General features: G+C 49.2%; 18 protein-coding genes. 11 read left to right on the plus strand and 7 right to left on the minus strand.

Going from position 1 to position 21,606, the window contains the following annotated elements; all coding sequences use genetic code 11:
• Positions 1 to 151: 151 nt before the first annotated feature.
• From V3O24_RS14755 to V3O24_RS14765, 3 genes are read right to left on the minus strand one after another with little or no spacing between them, the layout of a single operon-like run.
• Positions 152 to 1,585: a TolC family protein gene (locus tag V3O24_RS14755; protein ID WP_331307801.1), complete on the minus strand. Its 1,434-nt coding sequence runs from the start codon at positions 1,583 to 1,585 to the stop codon at positions 152 to 154.
• Between the two features lie 6 nt (positions 1,586 to 1,591).
• Positions 1,592 to 4,750, minus strand: a complete 3,159-nt coding sequence (locus V3O24_RS14760; RefSeq protein ID WP_331307802.1) for an efflux RND transporter permease subunit — start codon at positions 4,748 to 4,750, stop codon at positions 1,592 to 1,594.
• Between the two features lie 17 nt (positions 4,751 to 4,767).
• Positions 4,768 to 5,877, minus strand: coding sequence for an efflux RND transporter periplasmic adaptor subunit (locus tag V3O24_RS14765; RefSeq protein ID WP_331307803.1), 1,110 nt, complete (start codon positions 5,875 to 5,877; stop codon positions 4,768 to 4,770).
• A gap of 218 nt (positions 5,878 to 6,095) precedes the next feature.
• Here V3O24_RS14765 and V3O24_RS14770 point away from each other — a divergent pair, with 218 nt between their 5' ends.
• From V3O24_RS14770 to V3O24_RS14800, 7 genes are all read left to right on the plus strand, one after another.
• Positions 6,096 to 7,571, plus strand: a complete 1,476-nt coding sequence (locus tag V3O24_RS14770) for an ATP-binding protein (RefSeq protein ID WP_331307804.1) — start codon at positions 6,096 to 6,098, stop codon at positions 7,569 to 7,571.
• Entirely contained in the window at positions 7,568 to 8,914 is a 1,347-nt protein-coding gene (locus V3O24_RS14775) for a sigma-54 dependent transcriptional regulator (RefSeq protein ID WP_104422252.1), read from the plus strand. The genes V3O24_RS14770 and V3O24_RS14775 overlap by 4 nt, the downstream gene beginning before the upstream one ends.
• A gap of 177 nt (positions 8,915 to 9,091) precedes the next feature.
• A complete protein-coding gene (locus tag V3O24_RS14780) occupies positions 9,092 to 9,484 on the plus strand; it encodes a hypothetical protein (RefSeq protein ID WP_331307805.1) in 393 nt (130 codons plus the stop codon).
• Positions 9,485 to 9,639: 155 nt separating this feature from the next.
• A complete protein-coding gene (locus V3O24_RS14785) occupies positions 9,640 to 10,848 on the plus strand; it encodes a TolC family protein (RefSeq protein ID WP_331307806.1) in 1,209 nt (402 codons plus the stop codon).
• Positions 10,845 to 11,951: an efflux RND transporter periplasmic adaptor subunit gene (locus tag V3O24_RS14790; RefSeq protein ID WP_331307807.1), complete on the plus strand. Its 1,107-nt coding sequence runs from the start codon at positions 10,845 to 10,847 to the stop codon at positions 11,949 to 11,951. Before V3O24_RS14785 ends, V3O24_RS14790 begins: the two co-directional genes overlap by 4 nt.
• On the plus strand, positions 11,951 to 15,013 hold the full coding sequence (locus V3O24_RS14795; RefSeq protein WP_104422256.1) for a CusA/CzcA family heavy metal efflux RND transporter: 3,063 nt from the start codon (positions 11,951 to 11,953) through the stop codon (positions 15,011 to 15,013). Before V3O24_RS14790 ends, V3O24_RS14795 begins: the two co-directional genes overlap by 1 nt.
• Positions 15,010 to 15,315 (plus strand): DUF3240 family protein, encoded by a 306-nt coding sequence (locus tag V3O24_RS14800; RefSeq protein WP_104422257.1) that lies wholly within the window; start codon positions 15,010 to 15,012, stop codon positions 15,313 to 15,315. The genes V3O24_RS14795 and V3O24_RS14800 overlap by 4 nt, the downstream gene beginning before the upstream one ends.
• Before the next feature lie 99 nt (positions 15,316 to 15,414).
• On the opposite strand, the gene gmk is transcribed toward V3O24_RS14800, so the two are convergent.
• Positions 15,415 to 16,029 (minus strand): guanylate kinase, encoded by a 615-nt coding sequence (gmk, locus tag V3O24_RS14805; protein WP_331307808.1) that lies wholly within the window; start codon positions 16,027 to 16,029, stop codon positions 15,415 to 15,417.
• A 456-nt stretch (positions 16,030 to 16,485) separates the two neighbouring features.
• On the opposite strand from gmk, the gene V3O24_RS14810 reads away from it, so the two are divergent.
• From V3O24_RS14810 to V3O24_RS14825, 4 genes are all read left to right on the plus strand, one after another.
• The gene (locus tag V3O24_RS14810; RefSeq protein WP_331307809.1) at positions 16,486 to 16,656 is read left to right on the plus strand and encodes a JAB domain-containing protein; all 171 of its coding nucleotides are present in this window, start codon (positions 16,486 to 16,488) and stop codon (positions 16,654 to 16,656) included.
• A 197-nt stretch (positions 16,657 to 16,853) separates the two neighbouring features.
• Positions 16,854 to 17,822, plus strand: coding sequence for a hypothetical protein (locus tag V3O24_RS14815; RefSeq protein WP_331307810.1), 969 nt, complete (start codon positions 16,854 to 16,856; stop codon positions 17,820 to 17,822).
• Complete coding sequence (locus V3O24_RS14820) at positions 17,819 to 18,208, plus strand: STAS-like domain-containing protein (RefSeq protein ID WP_331307811.1); 390 nt, start codon at positions 17,819 to 17,821, stop codon at positions 18,206 to 18,208. The genes V3O24_RS14815 and V3O24_RS14820 overlap by 4 nt, the downstream gene beginning before the upstream one ends.
• Before the next feature lie 202 nt (positions 18,209 to 18,410).
• Positions 18,411 to 19,367: an IS30 family transposase gene (locus tag V3O24_RS14825; RefSeq protein WP_331307812.1), complete on the plus strand. Its 957-nt coding sequence runs from the start codon at positions 18,411 to 18,413 to the stop codon at positions 19,365 to 19,367.
• 480 nt (positions 19,368 to 19,847) lie between these two features.
• Here V3O24_RS14825 and V3O24_RS14830 read toward each other — a convergent pair whose 3' ends face one another.
• The 3 genes from V3O24_RS14830 to V3O24_RS14840 form a co-directional block, all read right to left on the minus strand.
• Positions 19,848 to 20,144: a hypothetical protein gene (locus V3O24_RS14830; protein ID WP_331307813.1), complete on the minus strand. Its 297-nt coding sequence runs from the start codon at positions 20,142 to 20,144 to the stop codon at positions 19,848 to 19,850.
• A 42-nt stretch (positions 20,145 to 20,186) separates the two neighbouring features.
• A complete protein-coding gene (locus V3O24_RS14835; protein ID WP_331307814.1) occupies positions 20,187 to 20,564 on the minus strand; it encodes a hypothetical protein in 378 nt (125 codons plus the stop codon).
• A gap of 191 nt (positions 20,565 to 20,755) precedes the next feature.
• Entirely contained in the window at positions 20,756 to 21,457 is a 702-nt protein-coding gene (locus V3O24_RS14840; RefSeq protein ID WP_331307815.1) for a hypothetical protein, read from the minus strand.
• Between the last annotated feature and the right edge of the window lie 149 nt (positions 21,458 to 21,606).

Genomic DNA, 21,606 nt, shown 5'->3' on the forward strand with positions numbered 1-21,606 from the left:
TTTTCAACACCCTGTAAATTTCTTGTTAGGCCGGTCGCATTTGAATCCGCGATCCACGGCAACATATCAATATAGTATCCCTCCGATTATAAAAAAGAAGATTTAGCCTGAAGCGGAAAAGCGTGCATCGGCGCAAAAAACCTTGCGCCTTCTATCGCCATCCTCCTCCTAAGGCCTTGTAAATATTTATTGTCGATAGCCGTTGACGCTTGATGACATCGATCAATTCGAGATTCGATTGCAAAGCGCTCTGTTGTGCGATCAGTACCTCCAGGTAACTTGCCCTGGCGTATTTGAATAATTCGTTTGACGCTTCAACCGCCTGTTTCAACACATCGCTTTGCTGCTTTTTTAAGACATTGATTTGTTGCAAATTCTGAATATTAGAGAGTTCATTCGCCACTTCAACATAGGCGTTCAAAATTGTTTTTTGATAGTTATACATTGCGGTCAACTGGTTCGCTTTTGCGGTGTTGAATCGCGCCTCCAACGAGTTCCTATTGATCAGCGGCGCGACTAAAGTCCCCATAACGGAATAGGCGATTGAGGCGGGCGACATAAATAAGAACTCGGGATTGAAGGCCTGAAAACCGAAACTCGCCGTAATGTTAAAATTAGGATAAAACGCTGCCTTTGCCGCTTTCAAATCAAACTTGCTGGCCTCAATCTGAAATTCCGCGTCACGAACGTCGGGCCGGTTTGCCAGCAATTGCGAAGGAACACCCGATGAAATTTGTTGCGGCATTGCTTTGAACAAAACTTCTTTTATTCGTTGAATGGGTTGCGGATAGCGACCCAGCAGGAAGTTAATTTTATTTTCGGTTTCGGTGATTTGTTGTAGCGTATTTTTTTCCAATATCTGGGTGCTGAGCAGTTGTGCTTTGAATTGTTGCACAGCTAATTCATTTGTCCTGCCGGCTTCTTTCTGCAATACGATTACATCCAACGCCTCCTGTTGTTTCAGGAGGGTCTGCCGAATAATTTCCAGTTCATTATCCAATGCCAACAGTTCGTAATAGTAAATCGCCACATCGGCAACAAGATTTGAAATGACAAAGTTGGTGCCTTCAATGCTGGACAGATAGTGCGAAACCGCGGATTTGCGTTGGTTTCGCAACTTGCCCCAAATATCAACCTCCCAAGATGATTGTAGCCCCACATAGTAATCGGGCAAATTTTCGGGCACGATTTGACCGGGTGTAATTTCAGTAGAAGCGTTCCCAGCCCCGTCCATCGTGTAAAGCCCGAACTTGCGAATCCCGGCCCCTATATTCAGATCCACTTTCGGCAGCAGCGCGCCGTTTGCCAGTTTCACGCTTGAGCGCGAAACTTCAATGCGCTGCAAGGCCATTTGCAAATCGATGTTGTTGACTATGGCGGCATCCATCAACTTCAGTAGAAGCTTATCGGCAAAGTATTCACGCCAGTTGATATTTGCAATAGAGCCGGCGGTGTTTTTTTGGTTCCCGAAACTTGCAGGTATTTCCTTTTCCGGAATGGACAAAACTGTATTGAGTGTTCCGCAACCGCTTAAGGCGACAATCAAACATGCAATAGCTGAGGGGTAATAAATTCGACTCTTCATTTAATATTAGATAGTTTCAGTAAAGGCGGCTTCTTCTTTTCTTCCGCCGCGATGATGCTTATCTGCAATGCTTGCAAACACCACATAAAGCCCAGGGATGACAATAACGCCGAAAACTGTCCCAAAAATCATCCCCCCTGCGGCTGCCGAGCCGATGGTGTTATTGCCTATCTCTCCAGCCCCCGAGGCAAACATTAACGGAATAAGACCGGCAACAAAGGCAAATGAGGTCATCAAAATGGGCCGTAACCGCAACACGGCTCCTTCAATTGCCGCTTCGAGCGGCGTTTTCCCCTCCCTGTGTTTCAAGGTGGCGAATTCAATGATCAGGATGGCGTTTTTGCCAAGAATGCCGATCAGCATAATCATGGCTATCTGGGCATAGATGTTGTTTTCCAAACCCATAATCATCAGAAAAAACAAAGCGCCGAACACGCCGATAGGCAGCGATAGAATCACCGCAAAAGGCAATAGAAAACTCTCGTATTGCGCGGCGAGCAACAAATAGACGAACAGCAAACAGATCGCAAAGATATAAATGGCTTGGTTGCCGGCATTGGCTTGATCGCGCGACGAACCAGCCCAGTCGTAGCCAAAACCTTTCGGCAATTTTTCCGCCGCCACTTCCTTGATCGCCGTAAGCGCCTGTCCACTGCTGTAACCTGAGGCCGGCTGGCCGTTGACCATGGCCGAAGTGTACATGTTGTAGCGGGTGACCTGCTCAGGGCCGTAGACTTTTTCGATACGCAGAAAAGATGAAAAAGGTACCATTTTTCCTGCGTCATTCTTAATGTATAGCTTCATCAGATCTTCAGGTTCGGCACGGTATTCCGGCAAGGCTTGCACCATGACCTTGTACATCTGGCCGAAACGGATGAAGTTGGTTGCATATTCACTTCCGATCAGTGTTTGCAGGGTACTCATCGCATTGTCAGCAGTAACACCTTTTTGCGCGGCTTTGTCGCCGTCGATATGCAGTACAAATTGCGGAAAATTAGCATTGAAGGTGGTAAAGGCGTTGGTAATCTCGGGCCGCTTGTTTAATTCTTCGACAAAGGCTTCTGCGACTTTCTGCAATTTTCCTAAATCATCGGAACCGGTTTTATCCAACAGACGCATTTCAAAGCCGCTGGAATTACCGTAGCCCGGCACCGGCGGCGGCGTGAAAAATTCCACACTGGCATCTTTGATATGCCTGGTTTTTTCTTCCAGCTCGCGAATAATGTCTCTGTCGGAAGCTTCGCGTTCCTCCCAATTTTTCAAGCTGATCAGGTTCATACCGTAAACGGCGCCTGTGCCTTCCGATAGAATACTAAATCCGGCAAGACTTGAAACCGAGGCTACCTCTTTAAGTTCCGATGCTATGCGTTGAACCTCATTGGACACTTTTTCGGTGCGTTCCAGCGTTGCGCCTGAGGGTGTGGTGATATTGGCGTATATCGTGCCTTGGTCTTCCTCCGGGATAAAACCGGTTGGAACGGATTGCCCGATTAGGCCGGCGCCGACCGAGAAGCCCAGCAATATCGCAAAGGTGATAACGCTACGGTTCCCGATTGCGCCAATTAGCATCTTGTAACGATTGGCCAGTCCGTCATACCAACGGTTGAAACCGGCAAAGAATTTCTGCGTGCCGGTCTTTTTGCCATCAGGGTTGTCGTGCAGATTCTTCAGAAACATCGAGCACAGCGCAGGAGTCAGCGTCAGCGCGGTAATCCCGGAAAGTACGATAGAGATCGCCATGGTCAGCGAAAACTGCCGGTAAAAAACCCCTTCCGGACCTTCCATGAACGCGACCGGCAAAAACACCGCCGACATGACCAGCGTGATTGCGATGATCGCCCCGCTAATTTCACGCATGGCACTTTCCGTTGCTCGTTTCGGCCCCATGTGCGAATGCTCCATTTTGGCATGCACCGCCTCGACCACGACAATGGCGTTGTCGACGACGATGCCGATGGCCAGCACCAATGCAAATAGCGTGATTAGGTTCAGCGAAAATCCCAGCAATTGCATGAAGAAAAAAGTGCCTACCAACGACACCGGTACGGCAATGATGGGTATCAGTGTCGAGCGGAAATCCTGAAGGAATATGAACACCACCAAAGCCACCAGTATGAAGGCTTCGAATAATGTTTTGAGTACTTCGTGAATTGAAGCGTCCAAAAACTCGGAAACGTCATAACTCACCGTATAGGTCATGCCTGGCGGAAAAGAAGTGGCTTTAATTTCAGCCATGGTCTTCTTGATATTCTCGATGATGTCTTTGGCATTGCTACCGGGGCGCTGCTTCAACATAATGGCAGCAGAAGGGTGGCCGTTTTCCTTGGAAAGTACGTTGTAATCCTTAGAATCGAATTCGATTTCGGCCACATCTTTCAAGCGAATAATTTCACCGTTCTCGCTACTGTTCAAGACGATGTTTTCATAACCCTCCTTGGTGTTATATTTACCGGTATATCGCAAAACGTATTGCAGAGACTGCGCTTCCTTACCCGAGCTTTCGCCGATTTTGCCAGGTGCAGCTTCCACGTTTTGAGCCTGCAGTTTTTCAATGATTTCTGTTGCCGAAATGTTGTACATCACCAATTTATCGGGTTTCAACCATACACGCATCGCATATTCACGGGAACCCAAGATTTCGGCAAAGCCGACGCCTTCGATTCGTTTCAGCTCTTTTAAAATATTGATATCGGTGAAGTTGAATAGAAATTTTTCATCTAATGTCGGGTCAGAGCTGAGGATATTGAGGTAAAGCAGCATGGCGTTTTGCACTTTTTCGACAATAACCCCTGCCTTGATCGCTTCCGCGGGCAATTCGTCCAATACCGCTGACACCCGGTTTTGTACGTTAACGGCCGCTACGTCCGGATTGGTGCCCGGTTTGAAGATGACACTAATCAGACCACTGCCGTCGTTACCGGCAACCGATGACATATAGGTCATACCCGGCACACCATTGATCGCCCTTTCGAGCGGCGTAATGACGGCTTTGACGACCACTTCGGCATTGGCACCAGTGAATTTTGTCGTGACAGTGACCTCAGGCGGAGCGATGTCGGGAAATTGGGTGATAGGAATCTGGGTTAACGCTAATAAACCCATTAGAGTAATAAGCACCGATATGACAATAGACAGTACCGGACGATGAATGAATTTAGATGTCATAGTAATATCGCTTCCGCTTAATCGCTACTGCTGGAAGACATGGCTTTAGCCAAATCAACATAAACAGGCGCTATTTTGCTGCCGTCTTTTGCGTTTTCGACGCCTTCGAACACGATTTTATCGTCTTTGCTTAAACCGGATTCCACCGCATAAAAATCCGGAAAACGCATTTTGGGGATGATATTCCTTTGCTTAAGCACGCCGTCCTGATTGACCACGAAAACATAAATCTTGTCTTGAATTTCAAAAGTTGACTTTTGAGGAATTAGCAAAGCGTTTTTAAGCTGCTTGTTGACAACGACCTTGCCATTCGCGCCGTGTTTTAAAATGGCGTCGGGATTTGGGAACCTTGCCCTGAAAGCAATATTGCCCGTTGATTGATCGAATTCACTTTCAATCATTTCTATTTTGCCTTCGTAGCCGTAAAGTGCGTTATTGGCGAGCTTTAAACTGACTGTTTTTGTTTTCTTTTCGACGCTGGAAATGTAGTTTAGGTAATCGATTTCCGAGAGGTTGAAATAAGCGAAGATCTCCCGGTTGTCGGAAATAGAGGTCAACATATCGCCTTCCGCTATCAAACTGCCGACTTTGTTCGGGATACGGTTGATAATGCCGTTGTAGGGGGCTTTTATCTGTGCAAACGACAGATATAAAGCGGCCTGCTCCTTGTGCGCCTTAGCCTCTTCCACATCGGCTGTTAAGGCATCCGCTTTTGCTTTTATGACATCAAGCTCCGATTTGGACACGATGTTTTTTTCTACCAGCAACTTCACGTTTGCTAATTCGACTTCGGCGGCCTTCAAATCGGCAACAGCATTTTTATAAGCCGCATTCGCTTTTTGCAGTTCTTTTTCAAACTCCAAAAAGTTAAGCGTGAATAGCAATTGCCCTTCCGTTACCGACTGCCCTTCGTCCACATAAATATTTTCAATATAGCCTTTAACTTTGCTCCTCACCTCTACATACTTTACCGACTGAATTTCGGCGACATATTCGCTGCTGTAAGGGGTGTCTTTTACTATGGGGTTTATCACCTCATGGCTGTCGGCTTTTTCAGTTTCTTTTTTTGAACTGCACGATGCCGCAATTAAGCACAATGCGAGGAACAGTATTCGGCTATTTTTCATTTTGAGTAATTATGCTTATTAAATTTTGGACCCTTGGCTGAGTTGTTGACAGCATCGCAAGTTGACGGATCTTTTAAATCTTTAATACAAAGCAATAAATAAGCCAAAACCTAATAAATAAAAATACTTTATATATCTTGCACTTATATCGCCGCCAGGGATCGGCGTTTTTTCAGAAATGTTGCTTTTTGCGACATACGGGCGCAGAATGCGCCACTATGTCGATTATCTATAAATTAACGCTATCCCTGTTCGCCTTATCTTTGCTGGTTTTCGGCATCTATGGAACGTATCAGCTTCGAACCGAAGCGCAAGATTTGCGGGACGATGTTGAACAGGAAACACGTTTACTTACTTACAGTTTGCTGATTTCGGTCGGGAACGCCTTACGGGATAGGCAAACGGAAGACGTGCAAGAGCTTTTGCAGCAAATAGAACGCCTCAAGCCTTCTATCGACGTTCGTATCTACATTCAAAATCGCACCGTGATCCGTTCGGGCGCGGAAAGCTTGGCATGGCCGGAAGAGGTCGAACAAACCTTACAGCAAACCGCCCTTGACGGCGAAATGAAACAATATTATTTCCCCGACGATGAACCCGACTTTCTGATACTGTCACTGCCTTTTAATAAGACATCGACGTCTTTGCAGGGCAATTTGGCCGTAGTGCGGTCATTGCAAAAAATGAAAGAGGATTTAAGTAAAACCAAGACTTATATTCTTTGGTCTTTTTTTTCTTTCGTTTTATTTACCTCCTTGCTGTGTTTCTTTTTAGGCCATGTTTATATTTCCCGCCCGCTGCAAAAACTCCGTCAAGCTATGCAGGCTTTCAGGAACAGCACGGAACCGCCGGAACCGTTACCGGTAAAAGGCAAGGATGAACTTTCTTCGGTAACGCAAGAATTTAACCGGATGACCGCCGAGCTGTTTTCGGCTTACCGCCGGCTGGATGCCGAAATGCAACAAGGACGGCAACTGCAACGGGCGCTACAGGAGGCGGACAAGCTGATTACCATCGGGCAATTATCGGCAGGGCTGGCCCATGAAATCGGTTCGCCGCTGCAAATTGTCAACGGCCGTGCCAGAGCGTTGGCCAATTGCGCCGAGCATCCCGACGACGTGCGCCGTCTGGCCGAAATTCTGGTTGTCCAGACCGACCGCATCACCCGCATCGTGCAACGCCTTCTGGAATTTGCGCGCCGCAGCCCGCCCGAGCGGGTGCATTGCGATGTCGCCGTAGCCATTGCCGAAGTGTTGGATATGCTGCGTTACGAAGTGCGCCGCCGCGGTATTGAGCTTAGCTTTACTCACCCGGAACAACTCCCGTTCATGCTAACCAATAGGGACGGCGTTCAGCAGATCGTGTTGAACCTGATTGGTAATGCATTGGCTTCCATTCCCGACGCGGGAACGATAACCGTTGACCTGCGCGAAGCCCCGCTAACCCGCGCCATAGAAACCGTTCCGGCATTGCGCTTAAGCGTGACCGACAGCGGCAAAGGTATTGCGCCGGAACATGTATCGCAGCTTTTTGAACCGTTCTTTACTACCCGTGGCGGTCAGGGCGGCACCGGTTTGGGGCTCGCGGTGGTGAAAGCAATCATCACCGAATTACGCGGCACTGTCGTTGTCGAGTCCCAGCCGGACAAGGGCAGTTGTTTTATCGTCCATCTTCCACTGAAGGAAACTATATGAGTTCAGACCAACCCCGCGTACTGGTGATAGACGACGATCCGGGCATTGTCGATTATCTGCTGGACATGTTGCGGCAAGCAGACTATTCGGTCGCAGGCTACACCGACACGACTGACGCTCTGAATGCTATCGCCGCCGAACCGTTTGACCTGGTGATCTCCGACGTGGAAATGCCCGGAATGCGTGGCTTGGACTTAATAGCGGCTATTCACCGGCTGCGCCCTGAACAATTGGTGCTGCTCATAACCGCTTTCGGCAGTATCGAGCTTGCCATGCAAAGCGTGCGTGCCGGGGCTTGCGAGTTTCTGACCAAACCTTTTCGCATAGAAGAGCTTTACGCCGCCATAGAACGCGCCCTGCTGGATCGGCAGATGCGCCGCACGGCCGTCAGAATCGGCTCCGCGAACGCCAATAACGATGAAAATGCTTTTATCGCTTACAGTCCGCGCATGCGGCAAATGTTGGCCTTGGCAAAACGCGCGGCGGCAGTGGACTCGACAATACTTTTAACCGGTGAAAGCGGTACCGGCAAAAGCGCGGTGGCTCGCTGGATCCACGAGTTGAGTCCGCGCCGGCAAGGCCCGTTCGTGTCGGTCAATTGCGCCGCGCTTCCGCAAACCCTGGTCGAAAGCGAATTGTTCGGAGCCCGAAAAGGCGCTTACACCGACTCCCATCAGAACCGCCACGGCTTGTTCGTGCAGGCCGACTCCGGGACGCTGTTTCTTGATGAAATTGCGGAACTGCCTTTGGAAATACAACCCAAACTGCTGCAGGCGCTGGAATCGGGCAAAATCCGCGCGCTTGGCGATACTCAGGAAACCGCTGTCAATATACGTCTGATTGCCGCCACCCATCAGCCATTGGAGCAGCGAATCAACGAACGCCAATTCCGCGCCGATCTTTATCACCGCCTGAACGTTATCAATCTGGAAATACCGCCTTTGCGGGAGCGAAAGGAAGATATGGACGAGCTGGTGAATGTGTTGAGCCGGCAAATCAGCCTGCGTCTCGGTAAAATGATGCCGGTTAATATTTCGGCGGAGGTTTTACGATGGATTCGCGCCTACCATTGGCCGGGTAATGTACGCGAACTTTCCAATATGCTGGAGAGGGCTATCGCGCTAACGGAGCATGACACCCTGTTGCTGGAAGATTTGGCGCAAGCCTCGCGGTTACCGAAAAGCGAAGATTTTTTGCAAAATGCGATGACCAAGGGTTGGACGCTGGAAAATCTGGAGCTTGCCTACATTCGCCATGTATTGGATGCGACCGGAGGCAGCAAAATTCAAGCGGCGCGGATTCTCGGTATGGATCGAAGTACCTTATATCGCAAGTTGGGGTAAATTCCGATGCTGCTCACTGACATAAACTGAGCGCTCAAATATGCAACGAATCCATCCTGATTCGATCAAAAAACGCCTCCTGCCGGGAGCGCTACGAAACAGGATAAGTAAAGACAAGCCCTGTTAATAGTAAACAACCAGTTGTTAATTGCTTTTTTATAGCATAGCATTGTCCGCATGTTTATAGCACTCCGCAAATCCACCGTTATCCTGCTGGCGATACTGCAACTGATTGCACCGCTGATGCATGCGCATGCCGGAGACAAAGTTTCAGACCTGGGCCTGCATGTTCCCGGTCTCGAAATATATGGCGTTGAACATGCTGAACAGATGTTCCAGACTATCAATTATGATTCCCATTCCGAAGGCATCCTGGTCGGCGTCGATGCCGGAATGAAGGACAAACAAGTTATTGTAGACCTCGATAACAACCATTATCTGCATCAACAGCCCCCGGCATTTAATGCCGCCCTATCTCCTTTCGATACTAATTTTTCCCCGCAATCGCGGCAGTTCGTCTGCCGGTTGTTTATTCCCTCGCTATCCCCGCGCGCGCCTCCTGCCCAATAATCTCCGTTTTTTTGTAAAAATGTTGCGCCGCAACGTCTTTACAGCCCAGTTTTTATTAAAACGATATAACGCGGCCAGCGCCGCATTGAGATTAATTTATGTTTTTTTTGAACCTTGTTAAAAAGCGATTCCTGTTTGGAAATGTCGTTTTTTTAATGACGATAACGCTCAGCTTTGCCGATTCGGCGCCCATTGTCGAGCATCACGATCCGATTGAAAGCGACCCGGCGTTGAGTTTATCCAAAGTCGTTGATTTAACGTTGGAGAAATACCCGGATGTCACTTGGCTTAAATCGCTGGAAGAAGAAGCCTCGGCGATAGCGCAGCGCGGCGACAGCTGGACAGCCGGCTCATCGCAAGCCTTGCTTAGTTTCCAGGAAGCAACCAGCGGCACCTTGCATTATATTGACGGCGTGGTGCAGGTGCCGCTATGGAATCTGGGCCAGCGCGATGCCGAACAACGATTGGCGCAGCTGTCTGAAAGCAACGCAAGCTCGCAAGCGACAGCGGTTAAATTACGCGTGGCGGGACTGGTCAGGAATGCTTTATGGAATATAGCGCTGGCGGATCTTAGCTATGAACAGGCGAAAATAGAACTGGCCGTTACCGATCAGCTGCTGGCTAAAGTACAGCGGCGCGTCGAACTGGGCGACTTGTCCAGAGCCGATTTATTGCTGGCCGAATCGGAATCGCTGCAAAAACGCTCGGTGGTGACGCAGGCTGAAGCGGAATTAATGCACGCCCGAAAACGATATAGCACTGTCACGCAAATGGTCAAAATCCCGAGCGATTTTCAGGAAAAACTGGTCGCCTTAACCGAGATACAACAAAATCATCCGGCATTAGTCGCGATCAATAGCCTGATCGAACGCAAGCAGGCGGAACTGAATACGGTTAAGCTGGTCGGTTCCGGTCAGACCAATGTCGCCGTTGGCGTCAACAGCGATCAGTTCACCGGCGATGAGCGCAGTAATCGTACAGCCAGTTTCAATATCGGCGTTACGGTTCCCTTCGGCGGCAGCGCGCATCTGGCGCCGCGGGTTGCGGCGGTTAATGTCGAGTTGAACAAGCTGTTTGCGGAGCGCGAACAACTGCATCGCGATTTGGAACAAACGCACCACGAGGCCGAACACAATCTGGAAGTTAACCGGGCTGAACTCATTATCGCCACTAAACTGCAACAGGTTGCCGAAGAGCATCTAAAAATGAACCAGTCGAGCTTTTCGGCAGGCGAGATCAACCTGATGGATTTGTTAAGAATCCAGTCCAGAACCCAACAAGCGGTGTTAAACGCCAAACAACGGGCGATCACGCTACAGCGCGATATAGCGCTTTATAATCAAGCCGTAGGAGTGCTGCCATGAGCCTGTTTTTTGTTCGCCCCGCAATGGTGCTGTTATTGGCTCTGGCCGGTTTCGGCAGCCATGCGGCTGAAAATGTCATTCAAATCTCAAAGGAGAATCTTGATAACCTCGGTATAAAGCTGGGTAAACTCGAACCCGTTACCCAATTTCCGGTGTTATCCGCCCCGGCTAAGGTGATGGTTCCACCGACACAGGAATATATTGTCAGCGCATCGCAAGCAGGCCTGATCGATAAAATGAATGTGGCGGTAGGCGATAAAGTCGAAAAAGGACAGGTTTTAGTCGAACTCAACAGCCCCGAACTGCTGACGCTGCAACGGGAGTACCTGAAAGCGGACAGTCTGCGGCGCATACACCTGGTTAATTATAATCGGGACAAAAAACTGCTCGAAGAAGGCGTGATCCCTGAACGGCGCTGGCTGGAGACCAGCAGCGAGTATCATTCCGTTGTTTCCGAAGCCGACGAGCAGAGACAATTATTGGAAATTGCCGGGATGACAGCCGCCGAGATCGATCATCTCGTCAAAACGCGCCGCTTAGCCGGGCGCCTCCGTGCGCGTTCGCCCATTACCGGCATAGTGCTGGAACGTTTAGCCGTTGCCGGAACGCGCATCGATATACTGGCGCCGTTATACCGCATCGCCAACCTGGACGAGCTTTGGCTGGAAATCGCCATTCCGCAGGAACGCATAGGCGGCATTAAAATCGGCGACCGGGTCATGGTTGAAAATTCGGAAGTCAGCGCAAAAATCACCCTGCTCGGGCAAAGCGTCAACCCGGAAAACCAGACCATACTGGCTAGAGCGGTAGTAACGAAAGACACCGCATCTTTGCGTGCAGGACAACGGCTCAACACCCGGATTATTCAGCCCAGCGACAAGGCGACGTTTAAAATCCCCAATACGGCTATCGCCCAAAACGAAGGCGAAGCCTTTATTTTTATCCGCACCCAACAGGGATTTTTGGTGACCCCGGTTACCGTAGCCGGTAAACAGGGCGATGAGTCGATTATCAGCGGCAAACTCACCGGCAATGAAGAGATAGCGGTCCAAGGCGCGGTTGCGCTGAAAGCCAACTGGCTGGGCCTGGGGAGCGATGAGTGATGGCTAGCCTGATTCGCTTTGCGCTGGGCCAGCGCCTGATGATGATGTTATTGGTCGTGCTGCTGGCGGGCGGCGGCTATTACGCGTTTAGAAACATCCCGATTGACGCTTTTCCTGAAGTATCGCCGACCCAGGTCAAGATCATCGTTAAAGCGCCCGGCATGACCCCGGAAGAGGTTGAAGCCAGGATCACCGCGCCGATCGAGGTCGAGCTGCTGGGCATTCCGCATCAAACCATGCTGCGCTCCATCGCCAAATACGCGCTGACCGACATTACCGTCGATTTTAAGGAAGGCACGGATATTTACTGGGCGCGCCAGCAGATTGCCGAACGCTTGAACACGATGTGGGGGAGTCTGCCCGCGGGCATCGAAGGCGGTATTGCGCCGATGACCACGCCGTTGGGCGAAATGTTCATGTTTAACATCGAGGGCGGCGGCTTGAGCTTGATGGAACGCCGCAGCCTGCTGGACTGGGTGATACGGCCCGCACTGCGCACAGTACCCGGCGTTGCCGATGTCAATTCGCTGGGCGGCTTGGTCAGGAGTTTTGAGGTCATACCCGATAACGTCCGCATGTCGGCCAGAGGCATCAGCACTGACCAGCTGACGGCCGCCTTGCAAAACAATAACCGCAATGACGGCGCAGGCCGGATAACCGACGGCGAAGAAGCCTTGATCGTCCGCGCCGAAGGCCGCATCAAAACCCTGGACGATGTCAGCGTGATCGTGGTCGACAGCAAAAACGGCATCCCTATTACCGTCGGCGATGTCGCACAAATCAAAATCGGCGCGTTGACCCGCTACGGCGCGGTCAGCAAAAACGGCGAAGGCGAAGCCGTTACCGGACTGGTGCTGAGTTTGCGCGGCGCTAACGCCAGACAAACCATCGCCGGGATAGAGGCAAAACTGGCCGAAATCAGCCCCGGTTTTCCTAAAGGCGTTGAAGCCAAGGTTTTTTATAATCGCGGCAACTTGGTGGACCACGCGGTAAACACGGTTTTACACGCGCTGCTGGAAGCCATAGCGCTGGTCATCATCCTGCTGATTTTATTTCTGGGTAATTTGCGCGCCGCATTGGTGGTCGCGCTGGCCTTACCGCTGGCCGCACTGTTCACCTTTATTTTGATGAACTACATGGGCATGTCGGCCAACCTGATGAGCTTGGGCGGCCTTGCGATAGCCATCGGCATGCTGGTCGATGCCGCCGTGGTGGTGGTTGAAAACCTGATCACGCATATGGCTCACACGGAAACAGCCCGGCGTTTGCCCCGGTTGCACGTTATTTACCGGGCGACCCGCGAAGTTGCGGCCCCCGTGGTGTCCGGCATCTTGATCATTATCATCGTGTTTTTGCCGTTGCTGACCTTGCAGGGGCTGGAAGGCAAATTATTCACCCCGGTGGCCTTGACCATCGTGTTTGCGCTCAGCGGTTCGCTGGTGTTGTCGCTGACAGTGATTCCGGTGATCGCCTCCTATTTGCTCAAGGAGGTGTCGCACGAAGAACCCTGGCTGCCCAGACAATTGCAAAAACTGTATCAGCCCGCCTTGGCCTGGTGCCTTGAAAACAGCAAAAAAGTGTTTATCGCGACAGGTTCGCTGTTGGCCTTGACGGTGCTGGTGTTCACCCAAATCGGCAGCACGTTTATGCCGACCATGGACGAAGGCGACATCATCGTGCAGCTGGAAAAACTGCCGTCGATTACGCTGGATCAATCCGTGGCGCTGGATATACAGGTGCAAAAAAACCTGCGTAAAAACATCCCGGAAATCGTCGATATCGTCGCCCGCGTCGGCTCCGACGAGTTGGGGCTTGACCCGATGAGCCTGAACGATACCGATACCTTTTTAATATTGAAGCCTAAAGACCAGTGGCGTATGGACAGCAAGGAACAATTGCTGGATGAGATTCGAAAGGTCATGGCGCAAACGCCGGGTATCGCCTTTCAGTTTACCCAGCCGATCGAAATGCGGGTCTCGGAAATGCTGACCGGAACGCGCGGCGATGTGGCGGTTAAATTATTCGGCGCCGACCTGGCCGTACTCAATGAAAAAGCCCAGCAAATAGCCGATGTATTGAGAAACATAACCGGTTCCAGCGACGTATTCGCCAGGCAAAACGCCGGGATGCAGTTTTTGCAACTGACCATTGATAAATATGCCGCAGGGCGCTTGGGCCTGGACAGCGACAGCATTGAAACGTTGCTGCGGGCGCAGATAGAAGGTTTGAAGTTGGGAATAGTCCAGGAAGGCATCAAGCGCACACCTTTGATTTTGCGCGGCGACAGCAATACCGCCAATTTCGACAACCTGCAAATCGCGTTGCCGGATGGCGGGCAGGCGCCGGTCACCGCGGTCGCCAAAATTGAGAAAGTGGAAGGCGTGGTGTCGGTGGGCAGGGAACGGGGCCAGCGCTTTGTGGTCATTACCAGCAATGTAAAGGACCGGGACTTGGTAGGCTTTGTCGATGAAGCCCGCAAAACGGTAGCTGAAAAAATCGACTTGCCGACCGGCTACACGGTTGAGTTCGGCGGCCAGTTCGAGAACCAGCAACGCGCTGCGGCGACGCTGTCGGTGGTCATTCCGGTTTCGTTAGGTCTGATTTTTTTATTATTGTTTACGACGTTCGGCTCGGTCCGGCAAGCCGTATTGGTGCTATCCAACATCCCGTTGGCGCTGGTTGGCGGCGTGTTCGCCTTATGGCTGTCCGGCGAGTATTTATCGGTACCGGCATCGGTCGGCTTTATCGCGCTGTTGGGTATTGCGGTGTTGAACGGCGTGGTCATGGTCAGTTATTTTAACCAGCTGCTCGCCGCCGGCATGGATTTGGCCAAAGTGGTTCAGCTTGGCTCGTCCCGGCGTTTGCGTCCGGTGCTGATGACCGCCAGCATCGCGGCGTTCGGCCTGATTCCGTTGCTGTTTGCAACGGGGCCGGGGTCTGAAATTCAACGGCCGTTGGCTATCGTGGTGGTCGGCGGCTTGGTGTCATCGACCTTTTTGACCTTATTTTTGCTGCCGATTTTGTTTAAATTATTTGGACTGCCGCCGGAGGTTAAGGAATGAATAGCAAGGAATATTTAGTCACACTCGGAGTGCCGCCGAGCCTTGAAGAAGCGGTTGTCGATTGCCTGTTGACGCTGGAATCGGAACACGGTTTTTGCAGTTTTCCGGTCAATTCCCATGACCATAAACATGAAGGCTTGTCGCTGGCTGAGCAGGTCAGCGGGCGGCAGAAAAAGATCCGCTTTCAGATGTACGTGCCGGAGGATGAATTAGTCCAATTACTGGATCGGCTGAGAGTGGAGTTTTCCGGTTCGGGGATCAGGTATTGGGTGCTGCCGGTGGTTGAGAACGGGGTTATTTAAATATTTTTCACCACGAAGGCACGAAGAACACGAAGTTTTTTTACTTTGGCTTTTTCTTCGTGTCCTTCGTGCCTTCGTGGTGTTCTTTATTATCGTTCTCTACGAAAGCAGCGAAGCCAGCAAAGGCCGCAGATTGTGCTGCTGGCGCTGCCGGGTCAACCGGTTGGCGATAATGATGCTTTTTAATTCAGTCAGCGCCAGCGCAAAGTCATCATTGACCACCAGATAATCGAACTCGTCATGGTGGCGGATTTCGGTCACCGCATCGCGCATCCGGCGGGCGATGATCTGTTCATCATCCTGGCCCCGGTTCCTGAGCCGCTGCAACAGCACTTCGGTCGATGGCGGCAGAATAAAAATCGAGAGACTGTCGGGTAGCAGTTTTTTGATTTGCTCCGCGCCCTGCCAGTCGATCTCGAGAATCACATCCAGCCCCCGATTCAGGTTTTCTTCGACCGTCTGCTGCGCCGTGCCGTAAAAATTATCAAACACCTGCGCATGTTCAAGAAACGCCTGTTGTGCCTGCATGACTTGAAAGTCCGCGACAGTGACAAAGTAATAATCCTGGCCGTGCGCTTCGCCGGGCCGCATCTGGCGGGTGGTATGGGAGATCGATACGGTCAGGCCGTCCAGATCGGCAACCAGTTGTTTAACCAGGCTGGTCTTACCGGCGCCGGACGGAGCGGAAATAATATACAGTTTGCCGATGTTCATAAATCTGAGGTGCAAGGTGCAAGATCGAGTCTGAATAGATATATATTTTGCACGGCTACACACCGCACAAGAACCTACATGATACAGGATGATACCGCTCGGACAAAGTAGCCGTTGGAGCTACGGTCTGTTTTTTCGGTTACCAATCTTCAATCGGGTTTACTGGGCGTACTATTAAACTTCGGAAGCAGCACATACAGAATGAAAGACAGGAGTGCAAGCTTTGCTTGCGCAGCAGGCAAAGCTTGCACTCCATCCCCGCTGGCTAACTCGTCTATAAGTATGACGAACAAACCGTGATTTATCATAGCCCAGCTGATAGCATAAACGGCAATTTCCATTCGCACCGGTGTCACTGGTTCCCAATCTCCAGATTGGGAACCCCGAAGACGAAGCTCCAGCTTCGCGAAACTGGAAACTGGAAACTGGAAACTGGAGCTTCCAACACTGAATTGCTTGGGAACTAGCGCAAACCGCCCTTCTGGCGTTCTGACCCCCAGCAAAGGCGATTGTGACATAACAAACAGGTTGAAACAGGCGCTTGGCTTGATTGATGTTAGAACATTAGATCATTTCATCGTAAGCAAGATGGGTGCCTACTCGTTTGCTGAGCATGGGTTAATTTGATTGGTTAAGCCAGGAGGATTGAGCCATAAGGACCGGCTAACCATGCCGGTTTTTTTATGCTTAAGGAAAATTAAGGTAACAAGTTGCAACGGTTGTTGACCAGCGCGGCCTAACGTCATTAATTTGTAGCCTCTGTAGTTAAAAATTGAAAATTATGAGTTAATAGGCGGCTGACATAACAAAAATAACAATTAATTATGATGTATGGCTTGCGGGAATTTTTAAGTAAAGATGTACCTTTTAATATAAATGGACAGTTGGTAGTACACGATAATCACTATACCCCTGGTTATTGGACGGCACTAGTCGCACATTGTAGATTAAAAAACATAGAATCTGATGGAATACATATTGTTTCTGAAAAGAATCAGGGCTATGCTTCTGCCATAGGTATAGAAAAAGCTCTTAATGGTCTTGATAGCTATTGTTACGAAAGAAAGAATTCAGGGGTAAATTATAGTGAGTTAGTACACTTAAACAGTGCTGACGATACTAATAAAGCTACCGGTACGATTAATAGCTGCATCAGACAGCTGTTTGATACCCCAGACCTATCTAGTTTTAGTACTGATTTGTGCGAAGTTGTTGGTGAATTACACGATAATGTGTGGTCACATGGAATGAGTACGGGCTTTTCTATGGCACAGAAGTGGAATCCACCTACGTCATCAGGATATTGTTTTGAATTTGCGTTAGCTGATTGCGGATTGGGTTTTCTTAAGGAACTTAATAGGGTTGGGCTGAATTGCCTGAACGATGAAGATTCGATTAAATGGTGTATCGAAAAAGGGAATTCATCTAAGACATTGAAAGTTGCAGATGCATGGTCGCAACGTTTGCCGCCGGATATTGCAGGAAATCCAATGCCTGGCATTGGAAAACCGATGATGAGTGAGAATAACCACATGGGGCTTGGTCTGGCAAAGTTGGTTGAGCTAGTGAACAATTATAAGGGGCAACTCTGGCTTTCTAGCGGTGAAAAAACGCTTACTATTGACACAAATGGAACTCAGAGTTTTAAAAAAAATAAACAAAAATGGCAGGGGGTAGCTTTAGCATGCCGGTTTGATACCGAAAAAGCTAAAAGCTATAACAAATCTAACGATGATGAAGCTATTGATTCGTTAGTTGAACTGTTAATAAGTAGTGGGGGCGTGGAGTTATGAAAAATCAAAATATAGAACATTTTTGTCCTGAAGGGAGTGATTTAGCGTCGAGAGCGTCTGCGCGAAATTTACGAACCAAAGCAGAACAAACCATTAAAAAAGGAAACACTGCGGTAATAGACTTAACTAATGTTATTTCTATATCTGAATCTTATGCCGACGAGCTGTTTGCTGTATTGGTTGAACAGCATGGGCTTGAATGGTTCTCTAACAATGTTAAATTGCTGTATGACAAGTCCAACTCAAATGGCGTCTTTCGTTCAATTGCTACAGCGATTCGCCGTCGATTGGAGAGCCAAGAAAGTCATGCTATTAAAATATCAATTGATGGTCTTATAGCGGCAAAAAAAGCCAGTAATTCAAAAAACCTCAACCAGCATGCTTAGTATCAAAACAAGCTTGTTATAAAAGCCGATAACCTAAAAATTATCGGCTTTTTTGTATAAGTTTGTCAGGTTCACTTTTCTAGTTCTATTGCTAAAACTCTTAGATTCAACTCATAAGTACAATCGGCACTAATCGGAAAAGAAAAAGGTTAGCTGATATAGTTTCACGCTTTTTTCAATCCGACCAAAGACGAGAAAGCGCATGAGAAACTATAAACAGCTAAGCCAAGAACAAAGATACCAGATTAAGATATTAATTACAGCGGGAAAAAACCAGAAAGAGATAGCAGAGTTATTGTGCATATCGGGGTCTACCGTGTGCCGGGAGCTGAAACGCAATCGAGGCAAAAAGGGCTACTTCCCGAAGCAGGCGCAAATAAAAACGGATAAGCGACGGGCTCAAGCAGCAAAAGCACTAAAAATGACCGCAGAAGTGATCGTTGAGATTGAAGAAAAAATCCGTTTGGACTGGAGCCCGGAGCAAGTCTCGGGGACGCTGAAAATCGCAATCAGCCATGAGCGCATTTATCAGCATATTTGGACTGATAAGCACAATGGCGGTACCTTGTATCAGCATCTTCGGCACAGCAACAAGAAACGCAAAAAGCGATACGGATCCAAGGATAAGCGCGGCCAGATCAGGAACCGTATCAGTATCGACGAACGCCCGGAGATCGTTGCGCAAAAGACTCGCATCGGCGATTGGGAAATCGATACCGTGATAGGCAAGAACCATCAAGGCGCCTTAGTGACGATAGTGGATCGGGTATCCAAGTTCACCCTGATAAAAAAGGTAGCAAGCAAACATGCAGAGGTTGTTACAGAGGCCACTGTATTATTGCTACAGCCCTATCTGGATAAGACGTTAACGATTACCGCAGATAACGGCAAAGAGTTTGCGGGACACGAAAAAATCAAGGAGCAGCTGAACGCTGATGTGTATTTCGCTCACCCTTATAGCTCCTGGGAGCGAGGCTTAAACGAAAATACCAATGGCTTGATTAGGCAATACTTTACCAAAGGTAGCAGTTTTGAGAACATAACCGATGACGATGTTGAGGCTGTCATGCATAAGCTCAACCATCGCCCTCGAAAAACACTCAATTTTAAAACACCTCATGAGGTCTTTTTTCCTGAACAAGAGAGGGATGCCGCATGATTACTAGGATTGCACTTCGGAGTTGAATCCGCCTGTTGTTTTGAGGGAGTTCGCAAGCCCACTCCAGCCTACGCGCTAACTGCTATATCGGGCGACTGCATATCGATTCCTATAAATTTGCGGGCATGGCTAACACGAGGTAACGTCTAGCGCCCCACTTAAGCGCCATGTTGGCGAAGTAACCACCTAAAGCCGGAAGGTGTTGTAATGGTGCTCATAAAATATTATTCATTTTCAATCAGTTGAAATGAGCGCCTTGAGAGAGAAGTGGCGGGGTAGGATAAATTTAACGGTACAGGTGAGATATCAGAGCCCGCGCCGCAAAACTGGGACAGCGCCATTCTGCTGGAGTGTAAACAGGGCTCTATCTTAAATTAAGGTATTTTTTGTCTGGACAATGGGGTCCACTTTAAAACGCCTAAAAGACCAGCAATAACCGAAGTAACTGTCGCTGCAACTAAGGTTGTTTCCAACGCTATTTTAAATAGCGACCATGCAACCAATTCCAAAGACCGCTAAAGCAACACCAACACGTCTACTTGGCGCAATTAACACAGCTAATGCTATTACTAGACAAGCTGTTAAAGCTGCGCCAAAACAGAATACAGTTATTTCGACATAGTGAAACCACTGGGCAATACATATACCAGAAATCATTTCATCTTTTGAACGCAAGACTCTAATACCATCGTGTAGCAGTAAGCTTAGAAAAAGCCCAATGGCAAACCCCAATATTGTTATAGGTGCAACGGCTATCCAGCGAAGTACATTTATCATGGCCGCCTAATGTTAAGGTGAGGGGTGCGAGCAGCCATGCGGCTAAGCGCCCCTCTTGACCGATATTTTAGACCGTCTTCCATACGCAATAAGCAAGTGGAACTGATACAAAAGGCACGCAGGTATTCCATATAAAATTAACAACTTAATCCATAACGGTTCCGAATTGCCCATAGTGTGTAATGGTTCGTGTATGACAATCGGCAAAAGCGCAATAAAACCAAGCAAAATGCCGGCTTTTAATCTCATAGGAACTCCTGCTACAGCGTATTCACGATAACGAAAAAACAAGTCCCACAAAAACCAAAGCCCACTGCCACAGGTAAACATCCAAGGTATTCCGACCAGCCAATAAAATCTAGGAAGTTCAATATCATTTTTTAGCCAGCCAACCAGAGGAAGATAAATCGAGCCAAACATTCCAACAATCCACACAAGAGAGATTGGCGCAACCCATACAACATACTGGCAAATAATCAGAAGACGTAGAATTCTGGTTGGAGTGTGCCGAAACATATGTTGCCTAACGGCTCGCGTAACCGGCGCCACAAAGCGGAGCGCAGCGTAGCTTTGTGGCGCCCGAGTTGGCGCGATTGTTAGGGCTGTTTTCGTCAGAGATTAACAAGCTTGACATGCTTTTTATCCTTCTTTGACTCGCGCCAAATCTCTATTCGATATTGCTGGTTTATGGGAACCGGTTTCGGTCGAGGTCTCTGCGGTGGTCTCTTCGTGGTTCTGGAGAGATCCCCATCGCTCTTATCCCACCCTTCACCCGTAAGGCTCAACTGCTCTGGGTATCGCGGGACGTTTCGTAATTGGTGTTGCAACTCGTCGATAAACTCCGGCACTTCGTTACCCTCTTCCCCGAACAGCGCCGTAGCCTCGATCATCGCTTCATCAGCGGTGAGCGCACCCCTCTGAACTTTCTCAAACAAGGAATGCAAACGGGATAAGGTCCCTCCGCTTTTCCTTGCCTTTGCATTTACGCTGCCAGAGCCGAAGGGTGACTTGGCGCTTTCAAATAGAGCATCAGATACGAACGACACTTGCCCTCGGATGGTTTCAAGGCCGGATATGAAATCGGCATAGCTACCAATTCCAAAATACAGAGCACCTAGAGTAACCGCTATTCTTCCTCCGCCTTTAATTGATCCTTCTTCAATTTCCAGGGATATTGCGTAGTCGGGAAGGATCAAAGACTTCTCAACACGTTTTTCCCATTCATCAAACAGGTTCGTGGAATAGCGTTCAAACTCCTCGCGTGGAAGGCTCGGTACTTTAATCAGAAAGCTAGTCGTTCCTATGTCAATCATTGCCTATTCCGTAGCAGCTATTGCTTCGCCCTAACGTTTTGAGTTGAGCGTCGCGATGCGCGCTTTTTGCGCATCGTGTACGCTCTAACGACGCGTTAGCCGATATTTATACTGCACAGTTGTTAATCGTTGGGACGAAAGTGGGGGTG

This window comes from Methylobacter sp. Wu8, from assembly GCF_036440755.1.
Lineage (GTDB): Bacteria > Pseudomonadota > Gammaproteobacteria > Methylococcales > Methylomonadaceae > Methylobacter_A > Methylobacter_A tundripaludum_A.